Here is a 24,034-nt window from a genome sequence, read left to right on the forward strand (position 1 = left end):
GAGCACGATTGCCATCAGGCCGGAGGTGACCTGCTCGCCGGATGCGACCACGGCGTCATATTCCGCGTGATCGTAAAGCGGTGCCGCTTCCTTGCACCAGGCCACGAGTTCGTTGGTCTTGCCCGACATGGCGGAGACGACGACTGCGACCTGGTTGCCGGCGTCGAACTCGCGTTTGACGTGGCGGGCGGCATTCTTGATACGCTCGACAGTGGCGACGGAGGTCCCGCCGAATTTCATCACCAGACGGGCCATAGCGGTCCAAGGGCTCTCTAGAAACGCCCGGCGACGTGCCGGGACGAAAGGTCCCCCTCGCGCCGGGCGAAGGGCGGGTGTAGATGACGGGCAGCACCGCAAGTGTCAATGCGGTCCGCGCCCGATTGGCACAAAGGGGGAATTACGCATGGCATCCGCAGCGTCTCAAACCGGCTCGACGATCGATGCTGCCGAGGTTGCGCGCTTCGATGCCATGGCCAGGACCTGGTGGGACCCGAAGGGTCCCATGGCCGTGCTGCACAAGTTCAATCCGGTGCGGCTCGGTTTCGTAAAGGATCTCGCCTGCGAACGCTTCGGGCGCGATCCGAAATCGCTGCGATCGCTGGAGGGGCTGGCGCTGGTCGATATCGGCTGCGGCGGCGGCGTGCTGTCGGAGCCCCTGGCGCGGCTCGGCGCCGAGGTCACGGGGCTCGATCCGGCTCCGACCAATATCGCGGTCGCCCGAGCCCATGCCGAACGCAGCGGGCTTGCGATCGACTATCGCGAGACGACGATCGAGAGCCTCGTCGCCGAGGGGCGGCGCTTCGACATCGTGCTCGCCATGGAGGTGGTCGAGCATGTCGCGGATGTCGAGGCCTTCGTCGGCGCCTGCTGCGCGGCGGTGAAGCCCGGCGGCCTCTTGGTGATGGCGACGCTCAACCGCACGCTGAAATCCTATGCGCTGGCGATCGTCGGTGCCGAATATGTCCTGCGCTGGCTGCCCCGCGGCACGCATGACTGGGAGAAATTCGTCACGCCGGCGGAACTCGAGGCTGCAATCGCGCGCAATGGGCTGGAGCTCGGCGAAAGCACCGGGGTGGCCTACAACCCCTTCACCGATCGCTGGTCGGCGTCGCGCGACATGGATGTGAACTATATGCTCGCAGCGGCGCGGCCGGTCTAGCGGCCGGTCCCGTCAGCGCTCGGCTGGGGCCAGTCGCTCTTCCAGGGCGTTCAGGTCGTCCAGGAACCACAGGGCCTGGCCCTGGTTTGCCTCGCGAACGAAATCGCGTAGCGCCTTGCTCTCGGCGCTCCAGCGCGAGAGGTCGCCGATGATCGCGAGCTGCATCCGGTAATTGACGAATTTCTGGGCGACTTCGCCGGCGAGACGCGTGCTGAGCTTGAAGAAATCGTCGCTCAGGCGCGCGACCGGGATCACGACCAGGTCTGCATCTTCGGCCCAGGCCGCGCCCAGGAAATCGCCGATGTCGCGCTCGCTGGCGAGCAAGGGGCCGTCTTCGGCGCATAGCAGCACGCGCCGGCCGCGAATCTCGAGGGAACTGTCCATGCCGGCGATTGTCTTGACCATGCGGAAGGAAAGCAAGCGACCTCAGATCACCCGCTTGGCGACCCCGCCCGCCACGAGCGCCAGAATCCCGGCTGTGGTGGCGGCAATGGCGGTGGCCATTTGCCGGTTCGCAATGATCACATAGCCGAGCCTTCGCCACAGGATCGCGCCGACAATGGCGCCGCCGACGAGGACGATRGCATTGGGAATGATGCCGAAGCCGTGCTCCCCAAGGATGCCGTCGGCAATCCAGCCCAGCAGCAGCGCGCAGCCGGCAGCGAAGCCAAGGAAGACCAGGAATTCCGGCAGTGGAAGGTCAGGAAGGCCGAGCAGTAGCAGCAATAGACGCATGGTCGATCGCTCCAAAGTATTTGCGGGCTGAAATTAGCACGGCTGGGCCGCTGGTCATGCAGGCTCGTGCTGGTGAGGTTAAAAAACGTCTGCAGATCGTTTCAAAATTCACAGCGAAGGACATGAGGCAAGGGGAGCTGATCTTCGGCTGCAGCGTATCGGCCGCCGCCCGACGAGCCCTGGGCGGAGATGCGCAATCTTCTCAGGCACGATCTTCGCGTTCCATCGGAACATAAGCCGGGATTCGGACTTGTTTTTTGCAGTGCGACATAATTCCTTAGGAGGATAGCGCAGCGCAGCATCGAGCCGCATGATCACCTCAACTCCGTCGGCCGCCCTTTCGCGGCGCAAGGCGGCGAGGAAGACCAAGGGGAGAGAGCCATGTCCAAGCCGCAGCCTGTTCCGCACCGCCCGCTGAAGGATCTCTACGAACTGAACGAGCTGCCGCCGCTCGGGCATGTCCCCGCCACCATGTATGCCTGGACCATCCGGCGCGAGCGCCATGGCCCGCCGCAGGAGAGCTTCCAGGTCGAGGTCGTGCCGACCTGGGCGATCGGCGAGGAGGAGGTGCTGCTGCTCGTGATGGCTGGCGGCGTCAACTATAACGGCATCTGGGCCGGGCTCGGCCAGCCGATTTCGCCCTTCGACGTCCACAAGGGATCGCTTCATATCGCCGGCTCCGATGCGTCCGGCATCGTCTGGGCCGTTGGTTCCAAGGTGAAGCGCTGGAAGGTCGGCGACGAAGTCATCGTCCATTGCAACCAGGACGATGGCGACGACGAGGAGTGCAATGGCGGCGACCCGATGTTCTCGTCCTCCCAGCGCATCTGGGGCTACGAGACGCCGGACGGCTCCTTCGCCCAGTTCTGCCGGGTGCAGTCACGCCAGCTGATGCAGAAGCCGAAGCACCTCTCCTGGGAAGAGTCGGCTTGCTACACGCTGACCCTGGCGACCGCCTACCGCATGCTCTTCGGGCACGCCCCGCATACGATCAAGCCGGGCGACAACGTGCTCATCTGGGGGGCGTCGGGCGGGCTCGGCGTCTTCGGTGTGCAGCTGTGTGCGGCTTCGGGCGCCAACGCGATCGGCGTGATTTCGGACGAGAGCAAGCGCGACTACGTGCTCGGCCTCGGCGCCAAAGGCGTGATCAATCGCAAGGAGTTCAATTGCTGGGGCCAGATGCCCAAGGTCAATTCGCCCGAATATACCGAATGGACCAAGGAGGCTCGCAAGTTCGGCAAGGCGATCTGGGACATCACCGGCAAGAAGGATGTCGATATCGTCTTCGAACATCCCGGCGAGGCGACCTTCCCGGTCTCCTGCCTCGTCGCCAAGCGCGGCGGGATGGTCGTCTTCTGCGCCGGCACCTCGGGCTTCAACATCACCTTCGACGCCCGTTATGTCTGGATGCGGCAGAAGCGCGTGCAGGGCTCGCATTTCGCCCATCTCAAGCAGGCGAGCGCCGCCAACCAGTTCGTGCTCGACCGGCGCGTCGACCCCTGCATGTCCGAGGTCTTTCCCTGGGAGAAGATCCCGCTCGCCCACCACAAGATGTGGAAGAACGAGCATGCTCCCGGCAACATGGCCGTGCTGGTCTATGCCCCGCGCACCGGCCTGCGGAATTTTGACGATGTCGCGGAGGCGCTTGGCGGCTGAGCCGCGCGCGGCCGGCGAAGGCTCTGTCAGGACCGCCTCACCAGCCTGATCCGCGGGTAGCGCCCCGTCCAGGCCGGGATGCGTCGCGCGCATGTCCCCGGCCGGCTAGCGCGCCAACAAATGTTTCGACTACGGTGACGCAAGGCCAGATCCACAACGGATTCGGCCGGGACGCTTCGCGACGGCTGACCCTTGCTCCCTGAAGCGCCCGCAAGACTGGCAGGTGAGATTTATGGCGCTTCATCGTTTCGTCCCGCATTCCTATTCCAATGTCATGGCCACGCTGCCCCCGGTCCTCACGGTCGCCAGCGGCGACACGATCGTGACGACGACACTCGATGCCGCCGGCATCGACCATGAGGGCGTGCAGCGGGCCCCGCGCGGCAACCCGATGACCGGTCCGTTCGCCGTTGCGGGAGCAGAGCCGGGCGATGCGCTGATCGTGGCGATCGACAGGATGACGCCGAACCGCAAGACCGGCTGGACCTATTCGCCACTCTCGCAACAGGTGGTCGATCCGCGCACGGTGGCCGAGCTGCCGAAGAGCGAGCGCTTCGAATGGGCCATCGACGCCGAGAAGGGCACAGTCAGGCTGATCGGCGCCTCGGAGCGCATCTCGGGCTGGAGCTTTCCGCTGGCACCGATGATCGGTTGTTTCGGCGTGGCTCCGGCCGGCGGCCAGGCGATCTCGACTGCGACCAGCGGCTCCTATGGCGGCAATATGGACTATCGCCGCTTCGGGCCGGGCGCGAGCATCGCTTTCCCGGTTTCCGAGGCGGGCGGGCTGTTCTTCCTGGGGGATGGCCATGCCTGCCAGGGTGATGGCGAGATCGTCGGCACCGGCATCGAGACCAGTTTCGAGATCGCGTTCACCCTGCATCTGCGCAAGAATGCGCCGGGCCGGTGGCCGCGTTGCGAGACCGCGACCGAGATCATGACCCTGGCCAGCGGCCGCCCGCTCGACCAGCCGCTCCAGTTCGCGACGACCGAGATGCTCCGCTGGATCGTCGACGACCTCGGTGTCGATACCGTCGAGGCGAGTCATCTGCTCGGCCAGTTGGTCCGTTACGACGTCGCCAACATCTTCAACCCCGCTTATTGCGTGGCCTGCCGGCTGGATAAGAACGACATCACGAGGGCGATGTCGCTGCTCGGCAAGTAACCCCAGCGAGGCGGCGCCCGGCTGGGAGTCCAGGGCAATAACGCTTGGGCAAGAGCTCAGCCGGCCTGTAGCGGCTTGCGATAATACACCACCCGCTCGGTTTCTTCGAAACCGAGCGCCTCATGCGTCTGCTGCGAGACGGCATTGGACAGGTCGGTGTCCGAGGCGAGTTCCATGCAGCCATGGCTCTTTGCCCAGGTCTCGACGGCTGCGCAAAGCGCCCGGGCGACGCCGTGAAGCCGTGAGCCGGGCGTGACATAGATCCCTTCGAGGAAGCCGACGGGCGAGGTTTCGCAGCCATTGACGTAGTCGTGCCGCAGGGCGGCCTCGGCAAGGCCGATCGCCAGGCCAACATCGTCCCGCGCGATGAACGCGGTATCGTTCGCACTTGCGAGAATGCCCACGGCCTCGTCGCGATGCTCCTGCGCGGTCGAATCCGGCCAGAGGGCCAGGCGCAGCCTGATCCAGTCCTCCTGCGTCTCATCCGTGCAGGTTTCGATCAGCATCGGACCAGCCGCGTCCCTCTTGCCAGTTGGATCGGCAACAATGCGGTCGCGCCCGCCGGTCACGACGCCAGGCGTTCCAGCATGGTGTAGGGACCGCCCTTGTAGGTGGTGCTTCCGAAGGGCCGGTATCCGAACTTGTCCGCCAGGCGCAGCGAGGCGACGTTTTCGGGGGTGATGATGCAGACGGTGCGGGCAGGGGCGTGCGTGCGGGCAAGCCAGTCATGGCTTGCGGCGACCGCCTCCGCAGCCAGGCCCCGTCCATGCGTCGAGCGCGCCATGATCCAGGAGGCTTCCGGGAATCCGTCGAAGCGCTCGCCCAGGCCGCGGTGGAAATCGGCGAGGCCGACATCGCCGACCAGTTCGCCGCTTGCCTTGTCGAAGACGGCGAACATGCCGTAGCCGAGCAGCGACCAATGGCCGGCATAGCGCAGCAGCCGGTTCCAGCCATCCTCCCGCGACAATTGCGGCACGGCAATGAACCGGAACAGGTCCCGGTCCGAAAACATCGCGTACCAGGGTTCGAAATCCTCCAGCGCGTGAGGGCGCAGGAGCAGGCGTGGTGTCTCGATCATGGCGGGACAGAAAGCAGCAGCACGACTCGGCGTCAACGCAGGAGAACGCCCTACAGCCCCGCGATCGCCTCGCCGGGATCGGCCTTTGGAGCCCTGGCGATCGCGAAGGCGGCGTTCAGCTCTGCGCCATAGAGGAAGATCGCGGCGAGCCAGTAGAGGAAAACGAGGGCGATCATCGCCGTCGCAAGGCCGGCATAGGTCGTGACATAGGCACCTGCAAAGCCGTCGAGATACCAGCCGAAGCCGAGGCCGCCGACGAGCCAGAAGGCGAGGGTGACGAGAATGCCGGGCCAGAGCGTCCGGATATGCGGGGCGCGGGCCGGCAGCGTGCTGTGTGCGACGATCAGCGCCAGCACGATCAACATGGTCGCGCCAGCGACGCGCAGGAAGCTGAGCAGGATGGAGAGTGGCGCCAGCCAGGGCGCGAAGCCGATCAGCCAGCGCAGGACCAGCGGCCCGAGCACCACGAGAAACGCGAAGGAGAGCATGAACACGGCGCCGCCGATCACGTAGAGGATCGATTCCAGCCGTGTGTGCCACCAGGCCCGCCATTCATAGGCCTCGTAGGCACGGTTGAGGCCGATGCGCAGCGCCTCGACGCCGGACGACGAGAAATACAGCGCCAGCAGCGCGCCAAAGGTCAGCGCGTCGCTGCGGACCGCCGTCAGCACCGAGCGCACCTCGCGTGCGATCGGGATGGCGATCTCCTTGGGCCAGGCCTCGAGCAGCAGCGCGGTTGCCTCATCGGCCGCATTCTGCGTGCCGAAGACGCCGCCGAGCGCGGTCACCAGGATCAGGAAGGGGAAGAGCGACATCAGCACGGAGAGCGCGATATGGCTCGCGATCGCCCAGGAATCATGGGCGAGGAAACGCTCGAACGCGAGGGAGGGGACGGACAGCAGCGACATGCGGAGACTCGGGCGAGCGGGCGCTGATTGTGACCTCAACCCGCCCCGCCGTCATCCAGGCTCTGTGCCCGATCCACCCGCGGCCCCTCGCTGGCCCGGCATGACGCATTCGTTCCCTCCCCCGGACATGCCGTCCCGGCGTCGTCGGACGGCGACAAGCGCTTGCTCCGGGATTATCAGGGCGATCAGCGAAAGCCGGTGCCCATGCTCGAATCGCCCCTGTTCCTGCGCGTCATCCCGCTCGTCTTCACGCTTCTCTGGTCGAGCGGCTGGATCGTTGCCGGCTATTCCGCGCGCTATGCCGACCCGCTGACCTTCCTGGCCGTGCGCTATGCCTGTGCCGGCCTGCTGCTCATCGGCCTGGCGCTCGCCGTCGGTGCCCCCTGGCCGAAGGGCCGCCGCGCGATCATCGACTGCATCGTCACCGGTATCCTGCTGCATGCCGTTTATCTCGGCGGCGTCTGGTGGGCGGTGCGCCATGGCCTGCCGGCCGGAGTTTCCGGCCTGATTGCCGGCCTTCAGCCCGTGCTGACTGCGCTGTTTTCCCCCCTTCTGGTCGGCGAACGCATCTCGCCGGTGCGCTGGGCCGGGATTCTCTGCGGTTTCCTCGGCATCGCCCTGGTGCTCGAGCCGAAGCTGGTCGGCGTCGATCCGCAGGCGCTCGCCGGCATCCTGCTGCCGGTCGGCGTCAATATCGTCGCGATGTTCGCCGTGACCTTCGGCTCCTTCTATCAGAAGAAGCGCATCGTCACCGGCGATCTGCGGACCGTGACCGCCTGGCAGTACACCGCGGCCTTCCTCGTCACGCTGCCCGTCGCCTATGCGCTCGAACCGATGCGGATCGAGTGGAACCTGACCATGGCCCTGGTGCTGGCCTGGTCGGTCCTGGCGCTCTCGCTCGGTGGAATCGGGCTCTATCTCTGGCTGATCCGGCGTGGCGAAGTCTCGCGCACCGCGACCTTCCTCTATCTCGTGCCGCCGGCCGTCGCGGTCGAGGCGTGGCTGCTCTTCGGGGAGACGCTGACGCCGCTCCAGCTCGTCGGCATGGCTGTGGCGGTGCTCGGCGTCGTGCTGGCCAGTCGAAAATAGTCTGGCCCCCAGCCGAAAGGTGGATTTCGGATTCGCCAGGTTCTCTCCTATGCTGCGTCGCAACAAAGGGAGAGAGATCATGAGCGCCAACGTCGCCCGCCACTCCGAGGCCCCTGGCTCCGCCGTCGAGCTGATCGGTGCCGCGCTGCCAGGCTTCGAGACGCTGCTCGACCAGGCGATCGCTGCGGTACGCCAGAAGGTGCTGGTCGACGGCAAGATCTCGTCTTCGAGGCTCGAAGCCGAGCAGCACGCGGCGCATGGCCTGTCCTGGCTCGCGACCTATGTCATGGCGTTGCGAGAGCTGAAGGCCTATGGCGAGCGCCTGCAGGTGGAGGACCGCTACGGCGCCACCGAGGATTACGCGCTGCGCGTCGGCGCCGGTGAATATGCAGCCCAGATCTTTGGCGGCATCCCGATGAGCCAGGGCGAGATCGTCAGGCTCCCGGCGCTCGGCCTTGGCCAGAAGTCGATCGCCGCCGCGCGTGGCGAAGCGGCGGAAACCCTGATCTCCGAGGGCAACACGCCGGAAAACCGCGCGCGCCTCGTCGCCTTGTTCAGCCAGTCGCAGGGGCTCGCCAGTGTCGGCGATCCCGGCCTCGACGAGACCCTGGAAGCGATCCGCTCCGAGATGCGCCGCTTCTGCGAGGCGGAGGTGACGCCGCATGCGCACGAATGGCATCTGGAGAACCACTACATCCCGATGCCGGTCGTCGAGAAAATGGCCGAGCTCGGCGTCTTCGGCCTGACCATTCCCGAGGAATTCGGCGGCATGGGCCTCAGCAAGGTCTCGATGTGCGTCGTCTCGGAGGAGCTTTCGCGCGGCTATATCGGCGTCGGCTCGCTCGGCACCCGCTCCGAAATCGCGGCCGAGCTCATCCTCTGTGGCGGCACGCCGGAGCAGAAGGCGCATTGGCTGCCGAAGATCGCCGCGGGCGAGACCTTGCCGACGGCCGTCTTCACCGAGCCCAATACCGGCTCGGACCTCGCTTCGCTGCGCACCAAGGCGGTGCGGGATGGCGATGTCTTCAAGGTCCATGGCAACAAGACCTGGATCACCCATCCCGTTCGCGCCGATATCATGACGCTGCTTGTCCGCACCGATCCGGACGCACCGGGTTATCGCGGCCTCTCCATGCTGATTGCCGAAAAGCCGCGCGGCACGGACGAAGACCCGTTCCCGGTTGCCGGACTGACCGGCGGCGAGATCGAGGTGCTCGGCTATCGCGGGATGAAGGAATACGAGCTCGCCTTCGACGGTTTCGAGGTCAAGGCCGGGAACCTGCTCGGTGGCGTCGAAGGCCAGGGCTTCAAGCAGCTCATGCAGACCTTCGAGGCGGCCCGAATCCAGACGGCGGCGCGCGCCATCGGCGTGGCGCAATCGGCTTTCGATCTGGGGCTGCGCTATGCGCAGGAGCGCATCCAGTTCGGCAAGCCGCTGATCGCCTTCCCGCGCGTCGCCGACAAGCTCGCGATGATGGCGGCTGAAATCCTGATCGCCCGCCAGCTCACCTATTTCGCCGCTCGCGAGAAGGACGCCGAGCGCCGCTGCGATCTCGAGGCCGGCATGGCCAAGCTGCTCGGCGCCCGGGTTGCCTGGGCCGCCGCCGATAACGCGCTGCAGATCCATGGCGGCAATGGTTTTGCGCTGGAATACCCGATCAGCCGCGTCCTCTGTGACGCCCGCATCCTGAACATTTTTGAGGGTGCGGCGGAGATTCAGGCGCAGGTGATCGCACGGCGGCTGGTCGAGGGCTGACAGCCCCCGGACCCGCCGGAGGAAGCCGGCTGTGTTTGCATCGGCTTTTCCGAAAACCGCAATCCACTCTTCGGGTCGATGCGTTAGCGCTTCGCCTTCCCGGCAGGCTCCAGGGCGGTCGCGCCATCGAACGGGTAGGCCGCGCCGGAGACCTCGATCGCCACATGCGTTCCCGGCTCCGGCGGGGACAGGTCGGATGAGCGCAACTGCAGCAGGGTGTCCGTATCCGCATCGAGCGCGATCGTGACGAGGCTGCTGGCGCCGCCGAACTCGACCTCGACGATCCTCCCTCCGGTGCCGCCAGCGAGCTCTGAGGCGGCCGATGGCCGCAGGCGAAGCTGTTCGGGGCGCAGCAGGATCGTTGCCGGGCCGCGCCGGGTTCGGTCGGTGATCGCAATCTGGCCGAGTGCGCAGCGCGCCGCGCCATCGGCCAGCTCCGCCTGCAGCAGGATCGCGTCGCCGAGGAAACGAGCGATCGCGGGGTTGAGGGGTTGCATGTAGAGAAGCCGTGGCGGCCCGGCCTGGACCAGTCGGCCCTCCTTCAGCACGACGAGCTGGTCGGCGAAGCCGAGCGCTTCGCCCTGGTCATGCGTGACGAGGATCGCGGTCACCGCGAATTCTCGCAGCACGTCGGCCACCTTGCGGCGCATGGTCTCGCGCAGCCCGGTATCGAGGGCGGAGAAGGGCTCGTCCAGAAGCATCAGCCGCGGCCGCCGGGCGAGCGCACGGGCGAGGGCGACGCGCTGCTGCTGGCCGCCGGACAACTGGTGGGGCCGCCTTTCAGCCATGCTGCGCGGCAGTTCGACAATGTCCATCAGCTCTGCAATCCGGGCATCCCGGTCGGTCTGGTTCCGCGTCAGCCCAAAGCCGATATTCTCGGCGATGCTGAGATGCGGGAACAGGGAGCCGTCCTGCGTCACGACGCCGATCCCGCGCAGATGCGCGGGGACGCCCAACCCGCCATCGACGATGATCTCGTTGCCGATGGTCACGGTGCCCGCGGCGGCCGTCTCGAAGCCCGCGATGATGCGCAGCAGGGTCGTCTTGCCCGATCCCGAGGGGCCGACGATCGCGGTCCGTATGCCGGGCGCGACCGAGAAGCTGATATCGTCGAGGGCAAGCGTCGCGCCGTACTGCTTGCTCAGGCCGGAAACGGTCAGGACGCTCACAGGCCGTTCGCCTTTCGCGACTGCCGGTGCAGCATCACGGCCATCGGGATGGAGAGGATGATCATCAGGACCGCATAGGGCGTCGCCGCGACATAGTCGATCTCGCCGGTCAGCGACCAGAACTCCGTCGCCAGCGTCCGCGTCCCATTGGGCGAGAGCAGGAGCGTGGCGGTCAGCTCCGTGGTGATGCCAAGTCCGACCAGCGCCATCGCCGCGCCAAGCCCAGGCGCGGCCAGGCGCAGCGTGACCTGCAGCACCGCCAGCAAGGGCGGCCGCCCGAGCGCCGAGGCTGCCCATTCGAGCTCGACCGGCACCTGCGCGAGGCTGCCGCGCAGACCGACCAGCGCGCGCGGCAGGAAGATCAGCGCATAGGCGACGAGCAGCATGAACCAGCTCTGGTACAAGGGCAGCGCCACGCGGACCGTGATCGTGACCAGCGCGAGCGCGACGACGATGCCCGGCAGCGAGCCGACATAGACATGGCAGGCTTCGAGCCGCCGTTGCCAGAGCCCCGGCCGCCGCACGCACAGCCAGGCGATCGGGATGGCGGCAGCACTCGTGAGGGCGGCGCCGGCCACGGCATAGAAGACGGTCGTGCCGAAGGCGCCGGCGAGATCGGAGATCCGCCAGGCGTCCGCTCCGCCGAGAACGAGCCAGCGTCCGAGCGTCAGGCTGGGGACGCCGAGCGAGAGCAGTGCATAGGTGAGAAGCAGGCCGAGGCACGGCAGCGTCCAGATTCGGCCGGGCTTCAGCCGGGGAGCCGTACGCGGCGCCCCACTGCCGACGCGAGCCTGACGTTCACGGCCGCGCAATGCTCGGTCGAGCACCAGCAGGCCGAGACAGCACAGCACCAGCACGCCGGCCAGCATGTTGGCTGCGGGACCGTTATAGCTCGACTGGAACTGGTCGATGATCGCCGTTGCGAAGGTGTCGAAGCGGATCATCGCGAACAGCCCGTATTCGGCCAGCAGGTGCAGGCCGATCAGAAGTGCTCCGCCGGAAACCGGGAGGCGCAGCTGCGGCAGCACGACCTGGGTGAAGACCTGGCGGGGCGAGCGTCCGAGGGAGGTCGCAATCTCTTCCAGCGCCGGGTCGAGCCGGCGGAGCTGCGCGACCACGGGCAAATAGATGAAGGGCGTATAGGCCAGTACGGAGATYAGGGTCGCGCCGGGCAGGCCATGGAGGTGGGGGGCAAAGCTCGCCCAGGCATAGCCCTGGACGAAGGCCGGTACCGCCAGGGGCGCGACGGCAAGCCATGACCAGGCGCGTGCCCCGGGGATCGTCGTCCTCTGGGTGAGCCAGGCGAGCAGGATGCCGAGCGCAGCCGCGGCCGGGACGACGCAGAGCTCGAGCAGCAGCGTGTTCAGCAGGAGTTCGCCGACGCGCGCGCGGAAAACCAGCGCGACGACCGTGTCCGCGCCGGTCTGAATGGTGATCGCGATCAGGAACGCGAGCGGTGCCAGGCAGAGCAGGGCGACAAGCGCGGCTGCAACCGTCACGGCCTCGTTCAGGCGCCCGTGCAGCGGCCGCAGGGCTGGGTGTCTCTGCAGCGACGTGCTGACAGCGGGCTCGGATACCGTGCTCATAAGATTCTCGATTTGCACGGGCAGCGATGGCGGCTCGCTGCCCGGCAGAGGGGCTGTCAGAGCAGCCCGGCCTTGGTCATGAGTTCGGTGACCGCCTTGCTGTCAAGCTTGGACGGTTCGACCTTCGGCGCTTCGAGTTGCGGCAGGGGCACGAGCTTGGGGTTGGATTCCGCGCCCTTGGCGACGGCATACTCGAAGGAATCCCCGGTCCTCAGGATGTCCTGGCCACCCTTGCCGGCGACCCATTTCACGAAGGCCTCGGCCTCCGGCTTGTGCTTGCTCGAGGCCAGCACACCGGCGCCGGAGACGCTGACGAAGGCGCCTGGATCCTGGTGCCGGAAATAATGCAGCGCGACATTGCCGCTGTTCTCGGCGGTCTTCGCCTGATCGCCGAAGAAGTAATAGTGGTAGATCACGGCGCCTTCGACTTCGCCCGTATTCACCGCCTTCATCGCGACGCTGTTGCCGCGATAGGGCTTGGAGCCCGCCTTCATCGCCTTGAGCCAGGTCGCGGTCTCCGCCTCGCCCTTGAGGACGAGCATCGCACCCACGATTGCCTGGAAATCGGCGCCGGACGGCGAGGCGCCCCAGCGATCCTTCCAGGCCGGTGAGGCCAGATCCATGATCGACTTCGGCAGCTTGTCCTCGCTCAGCTTCGTCTTGTCATAGGCGAAGACGGTCGAGCGGGCCGCAACGCCGAGCCATTTTCCATTGGCCGGACGCAGCGCGTCGGGGACGAGGTCGAGCGTGGCGGGCGAGAGCGGGGCGAACAGGCCGGCATTGTCGACCAGCACCATCGCGGGCGAGTTCTCGGTGATGAAGACATCGGCCGGGGAGGCCGCGCCTTCCTGGACGATCTGGTTGCCGAGCTCGGTATCGCTGCCCTTGCGGAGCGTCACCTTGATCCCGGTTTCCTTGGTGAAGGCGTCCGACCAGGCGCGCGTCAGGCTCTCATGCTGGGCGTTGTAGACGACGATTCCCTCGGGGCTGGGGGCCGGCGCCGCCTGGGCGAGCGCAAAGCTCGAAACCCCGGACGAGAGGATGCCCGCCATCAGGGCGGACGCCAGATGTCGGAAGGAGAAAGCCATGGCGTGTCTCTGGGTTGAAATCTTTCGGCGCGACAGTTGATGTCGTGCGAATACGTATTGGCATCAAAAATATCGCTGTCAACGAAGATGACAGTTATTAGAATCCATCTAAACTGAGGTTTGGAAAGGTAAGGTAATTTGCCGACAGCTTACTCTCTGTATTAACCACTGTTTGCTGTGCGTGATGTCGTAAGGTTGTCTTACAGAAGACGGTACTTCACGAATCCGTCACCACCATCGCCAGCCGGTCGCGCCTTCAAATCAGCTGGCAGTTTTCCTGCCGCGGCTGGCGAAGTCAGGAAGGTGACGTTCACGCCGGCCGGAAGTGCTACTAGCGACCAGTTGCCATCGGCCTTGGGTTCGATCGTTTTCTTCTCGATGATGTAGCGTATGATCACGTCGCGGTTGAGATCGGGCGCCTCCAGCACCACGGTCGTCCTGGTGCCGGGAAAGTTCCCGCCGCCCGAGGCGCGGTAGTTATTGGTCGCGATGATGAACTCGGCCTGGTCGTCGATCGGCTTGCCGGCATAGGCGAGGTCGACGATGCGGCGAGCGTCGCGCGCGACAAGCGCGCCATTGCCGTCATAGCGTGAGGGCTGCGTCACATCGATCCGGTAGGTCACGCCGTCGATCACATCGAAATTGAAGGGGGGGAAGCCCGGGTCGATCAGCGGCTGCTCCTCGGTCTTGGCCGGGTCGATGCGGTTGAAGATGCCGGCCGAGCGCTCCAGCCACTCGCGCACCTCGGCGCCGGTGATCTTCACCACCTGCACGGAGTTCGGGTACAGGTAGATATCGGCGACGTTCTTGATCGCGATCGGGCCGGCCGGGATATCCGTGTAGAAGCTCGGCCCCGCGCGGCCGCCGGACTTGAAGGGCGCGGCCGCAGAGAGCACGGGCAGCCCCTTCCACTGCGTCTGCGCCATCAGGCCTTCCACATAGGCCGTCTGTGCCTCGGCCACGATCTGGACCGAGGGATCGTCGGCAACCAGCGCGAAATAGCTGTTGATCGGGCTCGCGGTGGAGCCGACCGGCTCGCGCATATAGATCAGCGTCGCCTCGTGATCGGCCTTCACGGTTGCGAGCACCGATTGTTCGGTGGCGGCCTTCGATACGATCTTGCGGTCCGGCGTGCGCTCGAAGATCGGGCGCGGTTCGACCTTGAAGGCGGCAACCTTCCAGCGCCCGTCGCGCTTTTCCAGTTCGAGATCGATCAGTCCGAGATGCGACCCCCAGAAGCCGGGCTGGCAGGCCGGCTTGCCGTGCAGAGAGCCCAGCTTGTTGTCGACGCCCTCGATGCCGTCAAAGGCCTTGCCGCCGGGGAAGACCAGATGCTGGTGACCGGTCAGGATCACGTCGATGCCGTCGAGCTTGGCGAGATGCAGCGCCGCATTCTCCTCCATGCCCTTGCGAACGCCGCCTGCGATGCCGGAATGACAGAGTGCGACGACCAGATCGGGACCGGCCCTGAGCAGATCGGGCAGGTGCTTGCGGGCCGCATCGACGATGTCCGTCGCCACCAGCTWGCCGTCGAGATTGGCCTTGTCCCATTGCATGATCTGCGGCGGCACGAAGCCGATCACGCCGATCTTGAGCAACTGCTTCTGGCCGGCCTCGTCCTCGAAGCTCTGGTCGAGCATGATCCAGGGGTCGATCAGCGGTGCGCCTTCGGGGCGCGTGACATTGGCGCAGACCAGCGGGAATTCCGCCTTGGCGAGGCCGCTCTCGAGGAACGGCAGGCCGTAATTGAACTCGTGATTGCCGAGCGTGCCGCAGGCATAGGGCAGGGCGTTCATGGCAGCGAGCATCGGGTGCGTCTCGCCGGGCTTCAGCCCCTTCTTGTAGGCGATGAAGTCGCCGAGCGAAGAGCCCTGCAGGAAGTCGCCATTGTCGAACAGGATGCTGTTCCTGGCCTCCGCCTGCGCCAGCTTGATCAGGCTCGCCGTCTTGGCGAGGCCGACCGTGTCGTCGGCGGCGTCACGAAAATAATCGTAGGGCACGACATTGACATGGAGATCGGTGGTCGCCAGCACGCGCAGCTTGAGCTTCGCGGAGCTCTGCGCAGCGAGGCCGGAAGGCAGCGTCGCTGCGGCGGCCATGGCTGCTCCGGCCTTCAGGGTTTCACGGCGGCTGAATTCGGTTGCGCGTAACATCGGACCCAGCCTCTGGTGATCTGTTCTGAACGTCGCGAGGCTAGAGCATGCTGCGAAAGAGTAGCAACGGTTTTTCGCATAGACCATGCTCTAAACTATTAGAGTCGATGACGTTTCCTGCGTTTGGATGATTTCGTCCAAACGCAGCTTGGGCTAGCATCGTGCCGGGCGCATGCCACGCCAAAGATGAGGGGCGGCTCGCGGTTCTCCCGCCGCGCTTGCCTGGACGCGTCGGCCGATGGCAGGCTTTGCCAGGAGGGCGTCCGCATGATCCTGATCGGCCAGTATGATTCCCCCTTCGTACGGCGCGTCGGCATCGCATTGAGGCTGTACGAACTGCCCTTCGAGCATCGGCCCTGGTCGGTCTTCGGCGATGCCGAGAAGATCCGGCCCTACAACCCGCTGACGCGCGTGCCGACGCTCGTGCTGGATGACGGCCTCGTGCTGGTCGAAAGCCACGGCATCCTCGACTATCTCGACGGTCTCGTCGCCGCCGAACGCCGGCTGTTCCCGGTTACGGAACCGGCCCGGCACCGGGCGGTACGCACGGCCGGGCTGGCGATGGGCTTCGCCGAGAAGGCCGTCAGCCTGTTCTACGAGTTGAAGCTGCATCGGGAGGTGTCGCAGGTCTGGGCCGAGCGCTGCCACGCCCAGATCCTCGCGACGCTGTCCGTGCTGGAGACAGAGCGCAGCCAGCACAGTGCAAGCGGTGCGTTCGCCGGGCGTGTTGGGCACGCCGATATCGCACTCGCAGTGGCCTGGCGATTCCTGATGGAGGCCCATCCCGGGATCGCCTCGCCCGGTGACTACCCGACGCTTGCCGCCGAGGCCGCACGGTTGGAAGCGCTGCCGGTCTTTCAGGCGATCGCGCAGCCCTTCATTCCACCGGCCTGAGCGGCTGCAACATCAGACCGGTTATCGTGTCCAGTCTGATGCTGCAGCGCTTTGTCGTTGCATCGGCTTTTCCGAAAACCGGTATCCACTTTTCAGGCCGATGCCCTACGCAGCGCGGCTGACGCCTTCCATGCGTACCCGGCCATCGGACCCTTCCGTCCATGCCGCGATGCCGCCGTCGGGCAGGCGCCTGGCCTTCACCAGGAAGTCATCGCCTGCGATCAGCGGCGCGACGCCGCGGTAATCCAGCCTGATCGGTTCGCCGCCCGACAGCGTCGCGATGATGTTGAGCAGTAGCGTCGCCTGGATCGGCCCGTGCACGACGAGGCCCTCATAGCCTTCCTCACCCGTCACGTAGGGGTAGTCGTAATGGATGCGATGGCTGTTGAAGGTGATGGCGGAGTAGCGAAACAGGAAGACCGGTGAACTCGCGACCTGCCAGACCAGATCGGCTGGCCGTGGCTCCTCCGGTGCCGGCGCGGGGGAGGCCGGCGCGCCCGGCCTTGCGGCCTCGCGGTAGACGATGTTGTGGCGCTCGCGAAGCGCGACACCGCGCGGGGTGACGAGTTCGTGGTCGACGGCGACGAAGCAGAGCGGCCCCGTGCGACCCTGCTTGTAGGAGATGTCGCCGATCACCGAGCGGCGCGTGACCTCGTCGCCCGTGCGCAGCGGCGCGATGGTCTCGATCGTTCCGCCAGCCCACATCCGGCGCGGCAGCGGCACAGGCGGCAGGAATTCGCCCTTGGCGGCATGGCCGTCAATCCCGATCGCGCCCATCGGGGCGATCGGCGGAGCCAGGCACCAGTGCAGGGCAAGGGGCGCCTCACCCTCGGCATAGGGCGCCAGATGCGGCGCGAAGGTCGCCTCGAAGCTCCGCACCAGGCGCGGCGTGACCAGGTCGGCGGCTTCTTCGGTCCTGCCGGTCCAGCGCTTGAGGGCGTCAAGATCGATGCTCATCTCAGTAGGACCTCGGCATGCCCAACACATGTTCGGCGAGATAGGACAGGATCAGGTTCGTCGAGATCGGCGCGACCTGGTAGAGCCGTGTCTCCCTGAACTTGCGCTCGATGTCGTATTCCTCGGCAAAGCCGAAGCCGCCATGCGTCTGCACGCAGGCATTGGCCGCCTCGAACGACGCGTCGGCCGCCAGCATCTTCGCCATATTGGYTTCGGCCCCGCAATCCTTGCCYTGCTCGTAGAGCCGCACTGCCTCGCGCACCATCAGCTCGGCGGCGCGCATGTTGGCGTAGGCTTTCGCGATCGGGAACTGGACACCCTGGTTCTGGCCGATAGGCCGGCCGAAGACCTGCCGTTCCCTGGCATAGGCCGAGGCTTTCTCGATGAACCACTTCGCATCGCCGACGCATTCGGCGGCGATCAGGATGCGCTCGGCATTCATGCCGGACAGGATGTAGCGAAAGCCCTTGCCCTCCTCACCGATCAGGTTCTCGGCAGGCACGCGGACATTGTCGAAGAACACCTCTGTGGTGGCATGGTTCATCATCGTCCGGATGGGCCGGATAGAGAGGCCGGCTTTCAGCGCCTCTTGCATGTCGAGGATGAAGACCGAGAGCCCCTCGGTGCGCTTGGCGACCTGCTCGCGTGGCGTCGTGCGGGCCAGAAGCAGCATCAGGTCGGACTGCGCGGCCCGGCTCGTCCAGATCTTCTGCCCGTTGACGACATATTGGTCGCCCTCGCGCCGGGCGAAGGTGCGCAGTGAGGTGGTGTCGGTGCCGCTCGTCGGCTCGGTGACGCCAAAGGCCTGTAGCCGCAAGGCGCCGGACGCGATCCTGGGGAGGTAGCTTTGCTTCTGCTCGGCCGAGCCATGCCGGAGCAGCGTGCCCATGATGTACATCTGGGCGTGGCAGGCGCCGCCATTGCATCCCTGTCGCTGGATTTCCTCCATGATCACGGTCGCGGCCGAAAGCGGCAGGCCGGCCCCGCCATATTCCTCCGGGATCAGCGCCGAGAGGAAACCGCTTTCGGTCAGCGCGCTGACGAAATCGGCGGGATAGGCCATCTCGCGGTCGAGCTTGCGCCAGTACTCCCCGGGGAAGTCGGCACAGAGTTTTGCGACGGCGTCGCGGATCTCGGCGTGATCGAGGTCTTGCATGGCTGCTTGTCTCAGGCTGAACGGGCGGCGGCTGTCGCGGCGAACTCGGCCCGCAAGCTGGCTTCATGCTCGCCGAGTTCCGGCACGCGCCGCATCTCCGCCCGTTTGCCATCGACGATGGCGGGAGGCGCCAGGACCTCGATCGGGCCCGCCGGTGTCTCGACCGTCAGCGTCGTTGCGGCCGGGTGGGTGATCAGGTCGCCGACGCTCGATACCGTGCCATAGGCGATCCCGGCTCGGTCGAGCGCGGCGGTGACAGCCGCAAAGGGCCTTGCGATCAGGATCGCCTGGATCGCGGCGTCGAGGGCGGCCCGTTCCCGGACGCGCAGCACATTGCTGGCGAAGCGCGGGTCGTCGGCCAGGGCCTCGTCGCGAAGCACCTCGCGCGCCAGGACCTGCCATTCGCGCTCGCTCTGCACGGCCAGAAGCACGTTGCCATCGGCGAGTTCAAAGACGCCATAGGGTGCGATCGAGGGATGGGCGAGGCCGAGGCGGGGCGGCTCGATCCCGCCATAGCGCCGGGTCAGATAGGGCACGTTCATCAGGTCGGCGATGGTGTCGAACAGCGAGAGCGCGATCTGCGAGCCTTCGCCTGTGCGGGCACGCCGGAGCAGGGCTTCGAGGATTGCGGCATAGGCGGCGTTTCCGGTGGCGATATCGGCGATGGAAACGCCGATCCGCGTCGGCCCGGAGCTTTCATTGCCGGTGATCGAGGACAAGCCAGCTTCCGCCTGGATCAGCAGGTCATAGGCCTTGCGCGTGTAATGCGGCGTGCCTGGCGCATAGCCCGAGACATCGCAGGTGATCAGGCGCGGATGGCGCTTGCGCAGCTCGGCGCTGCCGATGCCGAGGCGGCCGGTCGCGCCAGGCGCGAGATTCTGGATGAAGACATCGGCTTTCGCCAGCATCGCCTCGACCATGGCGAGGTCGTCGGGCTGCTTCAGGTCGACGCGACAGGATTCCTTGCCCCGGTTGATCCAGACGAAATAGGAGGACAGGCCATTGGCGTAGTCGTCATAGCCGCGCGAGAAGTCGCCCTCCGCCCGTTCGAGCTTGATGACGCGCGCGCCGGCATCGGCCAGCCGGCAGGTCGCTACCGGCACGGCGACGGCCTGTTCCAGCGCCACGACCAGGATTCCTTCGAGAGCATTCGTCATCACGTTGAGCCAGTTGGTCTTGTCCTGCGGGCGAAACGGACCTTTCGAGCCACGCAAGTCAAATAGAGTTTTGCGATGGCATCCATAGCGCGGCGAACCGAGCGCGTCCGGCGGACGGACTATAGAAAATCGCTATGGCCTTCATCGCTTTATTCTTCTTGTCGGCCTCTTTCGCCTATGCGCCCCTTTCGGCCCCGGGAGACGCGCCGCCGCAAGAGCGCGCCCCAGTGCAATGAGGGAGATGCACCATGGTGAGGATGAAATGGGCGGCGGCGCTTGCCGCTGCTGCGATGCTGGGCGCGCCGGCGCTGGCGCAGGACAAGCCGAAGGAGCTCGTGGTCGGCATCGCGACCTTCCTCTCCGGCCCGGCCTCCGTCTTCGGTGTGCCGGGCAAGAACGCGGCCGATCTCTTGATCGAGGAGCTCAACGCCAACGGCGGCGTTCTCGGCGTGCCGGTGAAGCCGGTCTATGTCGACGAGGGCGCCGGCACGAACCAGCTGCTCTCGGAATACCGCCGCGTCGTGCAGGAACAGGGCGCGCAGGTGATGTTCGGCGCGATTTCGAGTGGCAGTTGCAATGCGCTCGCTCCCGTTGCGGAGGACCTCAAGGTCGTCAACGTGATGTGGGATTGCGGCACGCAGACCATCTTCGAGGAGGGCAAGTGGAAGTACTCGGTGCGCACGCAGGCTCATGCCGGCGCCGAGATGATGTCGACCCTGCTCTACCTGATGAAGGTCAAGCCGGACTTCAAGACGATTGCGGTGGTCAACCAGGACTATGCCTGGGGGCGCGAATCCTGGGCCCTGTTCCAGGCCGGGCTGAAGGCGCTGAAGCCCGATGTGAAGGTCGCTGCCGAACTCTTCCCGAAATTCGGGGCTCCCGACTTCTCGACCGAGATCACGCGCCTCTCCGCCCTGCGGCCCGATGTCGTGCTCTCGACCTCCTGGGGCGGCGATCTCGACACCTTCGTCCAGCAGGCGGCGGCGCGCGGCCTGCTCAAGCAGTCGACCTTCGTGCTGCCGCTCGCGGAGAGCTCGCTGGAGCGCCTCGGCAATGTCCTGCCCGAGGGCGTGATCATCGGCGGGCGCGGCGACCATTACTGGCTGCACCMCAAGCACAAGAACTCGCCGGAGATGCTGTCCTTCGTGAAGAAGTACAAGGACAAGACCGGTGTCTACCCGATCTATCCGACCTTCCACATGGCGCAGGCCGTGATCGGGCTCGCCAAGGCCTATGAGAAGGCAGGCCAGGCCGCGGGCGCAAAATGGCCGAGCAAGGAGCAGGTGATCGCGGCCTTCGAAGGGCTCGAGTTCAAGAGCCTGACCGGGACGATCTCGATCCGTTCGGACCATCAGGGGCTCGAGGACCAGTTGCTCGGCACCACCAAGCGCGTGCCGGACTATCCCTTCGCCGTCTACGACAAGATGGCGCTCTATCCCGGCAAGCTGGTGACGACGCCGCTCGGCGAGAAGTCGCTGGAATGGTTCGCCAAGGTCAAGCCGGATCTGGTGAGGGATAAGTCGATCGAGACCTTCGACTACGCGAAATGAGGTGGATGGCGGGCTGTCCCGGTTCAAGCCGGATCAGCCCGTTCACCCCTTCCAAACTGCTGCCGTCACTCCGGGCGGGCCGGAACCATCGTCGATCACTGACCCCGCGATGGATGCCGGCCTTGGCGCTTCGCCGCAGCCGGGATGACGCTTCAACCCTGTGGCGCAAGGACGAAAAGCCAGTTCATGCCTCCTGAAATGCTCCTTCTCGCGGCGCTCGACGGCCTCGCCTATGGCTCGCTGATCTTCCTGGTCGCGGTCGGGCTGTCGCTGATCTTCGGCGTGCTCGGCGTGCTCAACGTGGCACATGGCAGCTTCTACGCGATCGGCGCCTATGTCGCGGCCGCCGGCGTGCTGGCGATGACAGGCAGGGGCTTGCCGGTCTGGCTGGCCTTTCCCTTCTTCATCGTCGCAGCCGTGCTGGTTGGCGTCGTCGTCGGCGGGCTGGTCGAGACCCTGCTGCTGCGGCGGATCTACGGCAAGGAGGAGGTGCTGCAGCTCCTCGTCACCTTCGCCGTCTTCATGATCCTCGAGGATGCGCAGAAGGTCGTCTTCGGGGTGCAGCCCTATTTCGCCAATGCGCCGATGAACTGGCTCGGCACCATTGAGGTCTTTGGCATCTTCTACACCCAGTACCAGCTCATCCTGATCCCGGTCGTGGCGCTTCTCGTGCTGGTGGGCTTGCGCCTCTTCCTGCGCCGCACCGCCTTCGGCCGTGCCATCGTGGCCGTGACGCAGGATCGCGAAGCGGCAACCGCGATGGGGATCGACGCGACGCGGRTCTACCTGATCACCTTCATCATCGGGGCCTCGCTTGCCGCGCTTGGCGGCGCGCTCTCCTCGGCCACGACCTCGCTCACCCCCGGCATCGGCTCGGGCATGATCGTGCTCTCCTTCGCGGTCGCGGCCACCGCCGGGCTCGGCCGCATCGAGGGCGCGGCGGTCGCGGCCCTGCTGATCGGGCTCGGCCGCTCGGTCGCCGTCTATTTCGCGCCAGAATTCGACGTGCTGATCCCCTATCTGATCATGGTCGCGGTGCTGCTGATCAAGCCCGAGGGCCTGTTCACCACCGTACAGACGAGGAAGGTGTGATGGCCCGCCAGCTCATCATCGGCGCGGGCCTGCTCGCTGCGCTCATCATCTTCCCGCTGCTCTCGCCCTGGTCGACGGTCATCCTGACCGTCGCGCTGTGCGAGGGGTTGGCGGCGCTCGGCATCCTCGTGCTGCTGCGGGCCGGGCAGGTCTCCTTCGGCCATGGGCTCTATTTCGCCTTCAGCGCCTATGTCGTGGCCTTCATGGCGGCGGCCCGCTTCGGCCATGAGGTGCTGATCCTCGTGCCGGTCGCAACCGCGGCCTCCGGGCTGCTTGCGGCCCTGGTCGGGCTCTTCGTCGTGCGCTACCGGGCGATCTTCTTCGGCATGCTGAACCTTGCCATCTCGATGGTGTTCTTCTCGCTGCTGGAGAAGCTGTTCTCGATCACGGGCGGTGCCGACGGCAAGCGCGTCCCGCGCCCCACGCTCGCCGGCATCAGCCTCGAGCGCGCCGAGTTCGAGCTCTGGATCTTCTACATCACGCTGGGCCTGGCGGTTCTCGCAGCGCTCGGCGTCGCGCGCTATCTCCTTTCGCCCGGCGGCAAGGCGTTGGAGGCGATCAAGTCGAACGAGACGCGGCTCGAATATCTCGGCGTCTCCAGCCGCAAGGTGCTCTTCGGCGCCTATGTGCTGTCGGGCCTGCTGGCCGGCCTCGGCGGGGCGGTCATCGCGCTCGTCTCCGGCCATGTCACGCCGGAACTGGCCTATTGGGTCCGTTCGGGCGAGTTCGTCTTCATCGCCATCCTGGGCGGGGTAGGCGGCGTCGTCGGCCCCTTCCTCGGGGCGTTGATGTTCCAGATCATCCGGGGCTATGCGGCGGTCTACGCGCCCGAGACCTGGCATGCGGTGCTCGGCGTGATGCTTCTCGTCATCATCTTCTTCGCGCCGAACGGGCTCTATGGCCTGATGACGGGCCGCAAGCCGGCGGGGACGGGCCAATGAGCGCACTCATCCTCGAAGCCCGGGACCTCGAGCTGCGCTTCGGCGGCGTGCAGGCCGCGAATGGCGCGAGCCTCAAGGTCCACGCCAATGAACGCATCGCGATCATCGGACCCAACGGCGCCGGCAAGACCACCTTCATCAATCTCTGCACCGGCTATCTCAAGCCGCAGGCGGGGTGGGTGTTCTTCGCGGGAAGCGACATCACGGCGCTCTCGCCGCGCGCCATCACCCGGCTCGGCGTCGGTCGTTCCTTCCAGATCCCGCAGCTCTTCCTCGAGAACACGGTGATCGAGAACCTCTTGCTGGCGCTCAGCGCCCGGGAGGGGACATGGTCGCCCTTCCTCAGGCTCGACCGTCATCCGAAGACCGAGGAGATGTGGGCGCTGCTCGACATCGTCGGGTTGAAGGAGGCCGGCCGCCGCATCGTGCGCGAGCTGCCGGAGGGCATGCGCAAGCTCATCGACATCGCGGTCGCGCTCGCGCTCGAACCGAAGCTGATCTTCATGGACGAGCCGACCAGCGGCGTCTCCAGCCACGAGAAGTTCCAGGTGATGGATACGCTCACCCGCGCGCTCGATGCCCGCGCCACCACCGCCATCTTCGTCGAGCACGACATGGATGTGGTCGCGCGCTACGCCAGCCGCGTCGCCGTCTGGGCCGGCGGGCGCATTGCCCATGAGGGCACGCCCGACGAGATCCTGAACCATCCCGAGGTCCGCGAGACCGTCATCGGCGTGGGAGTCTGATC

The 24,034-nt window shown here is 66.1% G+C and carries 23 protein-coding genes; 10 read left to right on the forward strand and 13 right to left on the reverse strand.

Annotated elements, in window-relative coordinates; translation table 11 throughout:
- Window positions 1–255 (reverse strand): amino acid kinase family protein (locus tag AC1D34_RS09400; protein WP_476824064.1); only part of this gene is annotated, 255 nt, incomplete at its 3' end.
- Between the two features lie 148 nt (window positions 256–403).
- Between AC1D34_RS09400 and ubiG the strand changes: the two genes are divergently transcribed.
- On the forward strand, window positions 404–1,159 hold the full coding sequence (gene ubiG / locus AC1D34_RS09405; protein WP_476769602.1) for a bifunctional 2-polyprenyl-6-hydroxyphenol methylase/3-demethylubiquinol 3-O-methyltransferase UbiG: 756 nt from the start codon (window positions 404–406) through the stop codon (window positions 1,157–1,159).
- A gap of 12 nt (window positions 1,160–1,171) precedes the next feature.
- Here ubiG and AC1D34_RS09410 read toward each other — a convergent pair whose 3' ends face one another.
- Together AC1D34_RS09410 and AC1D34_RS09415 are read right to left on the reverse strand one after the other, a co-directional pair.
- Window positions 1,172–1,579: a DUF4180 domain-containing protein gene (locus AC1D34_RS09410; protein WP_476824065.1), complete on the reverse strand. Its 408-nt coding sequence runs from the start codon at window positions 1,577–1,579 to the stop codon at window positions 1,172–1,174.
- Window positions 1,580–1,585: 6 nt separating this feature from the next.
- Window positions 1,586–1,894 carry a hypothetical protein gene (locus AC1D34_RS09415; RefSeq protein ID WP_441504815.1) on the reverse strand — a complete coding sequence of 103 codons (309 nt, stop codon included), beginning with the start codon at window positions 1,892–1,894 and terminating at the stop codon, window positions 1,586–1,588.
- A 381-nt stretch (window positions 1,895–2,275) separates the two neighbouring features.
- On the opposite strand from AC1D34_RS09415, the gene ccrA reads away from it, so the two are divergent.
- The gene (ccrA, locus tag AC1D34_RS09420) at window positions 2,276–3,550 is read left to right on the forward strand and encodes a crotonyl-CoA carboxylase/reductase (protein ID WP_441504814.1); all 1,275 of its coding nucleotides are present in this window, start codon (window positions 2,276–2,278) and stop codon (window positions 3,548–3,550) included.
- Between the two features lie 232 nt (window positions 3,551–3,782).
- Window positions 3,783–4,712: an acetamidase/formamidase family protein gene (locus AC1D34_RS09425; protein WP_441504813.1), complete on the forward strand. Its 930-nt coding sequence runs from the start codon at window positions 3,783–3,785 to the stop codon at window positions 4,710–4,712.
- Window positions 4,713–4,768: 56 nt separating this feature from the next.
- Here the strand turns inward: AC1D34_RS09425 and aac(6') are convergent, their stop codons facing one another.
- From aac(6') to AC1D34_RS09440, 3 genes are all read right to left on the reverse strand, one after another.
- Complete coding sequence (gene aac(6'), locus AC1D34_RS09430; protein ID WP_441504860.1) at window positions 4,769–5,215, reverse strand: aminoglycoside 6'-N-acetyltransferase; 447 nt, start codon at window positions 5,213–5,215, stop codon at window positions 4,769–4,771.
- 62 nt (window positions 5,216–5,277) lie between these two features.
- Window positions 5,278–5,790: a GNAT family N-acetyltransferase gene (locus AC1D34_RS09435; protein ID WP_441504812.1), complete on the reverse strand. Its 513-nt coding sequence runs from the start codon at window positions 5,788–5,790 to the stop codon at window positions 5,278–5,280.
- A gap of 50 nt (window positions 5,791–5,840) precedes the next feature.
- On the reverse strand, window positions 5,841–6,698 hold the full coding sequence (locus tag AC1D34_RS09440) for a YihY/virulence factor BrkB family protein (protein WP_441488777.1): 858 nt from the start codon (window positions 6,696–6,698) through the stop codon (window positions 5,841–5,843).
- A gap of 204 nt (window positions 6,699–6,902) precedes the next feature.
- Between AC1D34_RS09440 and AC1D34_RS09445 the strand changes: the two genes are divergently transcribed.
- Window positions 6,903–7,787: a DMT family transporter gene (locus AC1D34_RS09445; RefSeq protein ID WP_441478411.1), complete on the forward strand. Its 885-nt coding sequence runs from the start codon at window positions 6,903–6,905 to the stop codon at window positions 7,785–7,787.
- Window positions 7,788–7,866: 79 nt separating this feature from the next.
- On the forward strand, window positions 7,867–9,543 hold the full coding sequence (locus AC1D34_RS09450) for an acyl-CoA dehydrogenase family protein (protein ID WP_441504811.1): 1,677 nt from the start codon (window positions 7,867–7,869) through the stop codon (window positions 9,541–9,543).
- 83 nt (window positions 9,544–9,626) lie between these two features.
- Here AC1D34_RS09450 and AC1D34_RS09455 read toward each other — a convergent pair whose 3' ends face one another.
- The 4 genes from AC1D34_RS09455 to AC1D34_RS09470 all read right to left on the reverse strand — a co-directional run bounded on the left by AC1D34_RS09455 (window position 9,627) and on the right by AC1D34_RS09470 (window position 15,548).
- Window positions 9,627–10,712 carry an ABC transporter ATP-binding protein gene (locus tag AC1D34_RS09455; RefSeq protein ID WP_441504810.1) on the reverse strand — a complete coding sequence of 362 codons (1,086 nt, stop codon included), beginning with the start codon at window positions 10,710–10,712 and terminating at the stop codon, window positions 9,627–9,629.
- Window positions 10,709–12,298 carry an ABC transporter permease gene (locus AC1D34_RS09460; RefSeq protein ID WP_441504809.1) on the reverse strand — a complete coding sequence of 530 codons (1,590 nt, stop codon included), beginning with the start codon at window positions 12,296–12,298 and terminating at the stop codon, window positions 10,709–10,711. The genes AC1D34_RS09455 and AC1D34_RS09460 overlap by 4 nt, the downstream gene beginning before the upstream one ends.
- 56 nt (window positions 12,299–12,354) lie before the next feature.
- The gene (locus tag AC1D34_RS09465) at window positions 12,355–13,386 is read right to left on the reverse strand and encodes an iron ABC transporter substrate-binding protein (protein ID WP_441504808.1); all 1,032 of its coding nucleotides are present in this window, start codon (window positions 13,384–13,386) and stop codon (window positions 12,355–12,357) included.
- Window positions 13,387–13,586: 200 nt separating this feature from the next.
- Complete coding sequence (locus AC1D34_RS09470; protein ID WP_476824071.1) at window positions 13,587–15,548, reverse strand: bifunctional 2',3'-cyclic-nucleotide 2'-phosphodiesterase/3'-nucleotidase; 1,962 nt, start codon at window positions 15,546–15,548, stop codon at window positions 13,587–13,589.
- Window positions 15,549–15,806: 258 nt separating this feature from the next.
- On the opposite strand from AC1D34_RS09470, the gene AC1D34_RS09475 reads away from it, so the two are divergent.
- On the forward strand, window positions 15,807–16,433 hold the full coding sequence (locus AC1D34_RS09475; RefSeq protein ID WP_441504807.1) for a glutathione S-transferase family protein: 627 nt from the start codon (window positions 15,807–15,809) through the stop codon (window positions 16,431–16,433).
- Between the two features lie 105 nt (window positions 16,434–16,538).
- On the opposite strand, the gene AC1D34_RS09480 is transcribed toward AC1D34_RS09475, so the two are convergent.
- Genes AC1D34_RS09480 through AC1D34_RS09490 form a run of 3 tightly spaced genes read right to left on the reverse strand, consistent with a single transcriptional unit; the run spans window position 16,539 to window position 19,703 of the window.
- Window positions 16,539–17,390: an HTD2 family dehydratase gene (locus tag AC1D34_RS09480; RefSeq protein WP_441504806.1), complete on the reverse strand. Its 852-nt coding sequence runs from the start codon at window positions 17,388–17,390 to the stop codon at window positions 16,539–16,541.
- Between the two features lies 1 nt (window position 17,391).
- On the reverse strand, window positions 17,392–18,546 hold the full coding sequence (locus AC1D34_RS09485) for an acyl-CoA dehydrogenase family protein (protein ID WP_476824066.1): 1,155 nt from the start codon (window positions 18,544–18,546) through the stop codon (window positions 17,392–17,394).
- 11 nt (window positions 18,547–18,557) lie between these two features.
- Entirely contained in the window at window positions 18,558–19,703 is a 1,146-nt protein-coding gene (locus tag AC1D34_RS09490) for a CaiB/BaiF CoA transferase family protein (protein ID WP_441504804.1), read from the reverse strand.
- A gap of 248 nt (window positions 19,704–19,951) precedes the next feature.
- On the opposite strand from AC1D34_RS09490, the gene AC1D34_RS09495 reads away from it, so the two are divergent.
- The 4 genes from AC1D34_RS09495 to AC1D34_RS09510 all read left to right on the forward strand — a co-directional run bounded on the left by AC1D34_RS09495 (window position 19,952) and on the right by AC1D34_RS09510 (window position 24,032).
- Entirely contained in the window at window positions 19,952–21,253 is a 1,302-nt protein-coding gene (locus tag AC1D34_RS09495) for an ABC transporter substrate-binding protein (protein ID WP_476824067.1), read from the forward strand.
- 186 nt (window positions 21,254–21,439) lie between these two features.
- Window positions 21,440–22,345 (forward strand): branched-chain amino acid ABC transporter permease, encoded by a 906-nt coding sequence (locus AC1D34_RS09500; RefSeq protein WP_476824068.1) that lies wholly within the window; start codon window positions 21,440–21,442, stop codon window positions 22,343–22,345.
- Window positions 22,345–23,286 (forward strand): branched-chain amino acid ABC transporter permease, encoded by a 942-nt coding sequence (locus AC1D34_RS09505; RefSeq protein WP_113510798.1) that lies wholly within the window; start codon window positions 22,345–22,347, stop codon window positions 23,284–23,286. Before AC1D34_RS09500 ends, AC1D34_RS09505 begins: the two co-directional genes overlap by 1 nt.
- The gene (locus AC1D34_RS09510) at window positions 23,283–24,032 is read left to right on the forward strand and encodes an ABC transporter ATP-binding protein (RefSeq protein ID WP_441488765.1); all 750 of its coding nucleotides are present in this window, start codon (window positions 23,283–23,285) and stop codon (window positions 24,030–24,032) included. The genes AC1D34_RS09505 and AC1D34_RS09510 overlap by 4 nt, the downstream gene beginning before the upstream one ends.
- Window positions 24,033–24,034 lie beyond the last annotated feature (2 nt).

It is taken from the genome of Allobosea sp. P1_A7 (genome assembly GCF_056406775.1).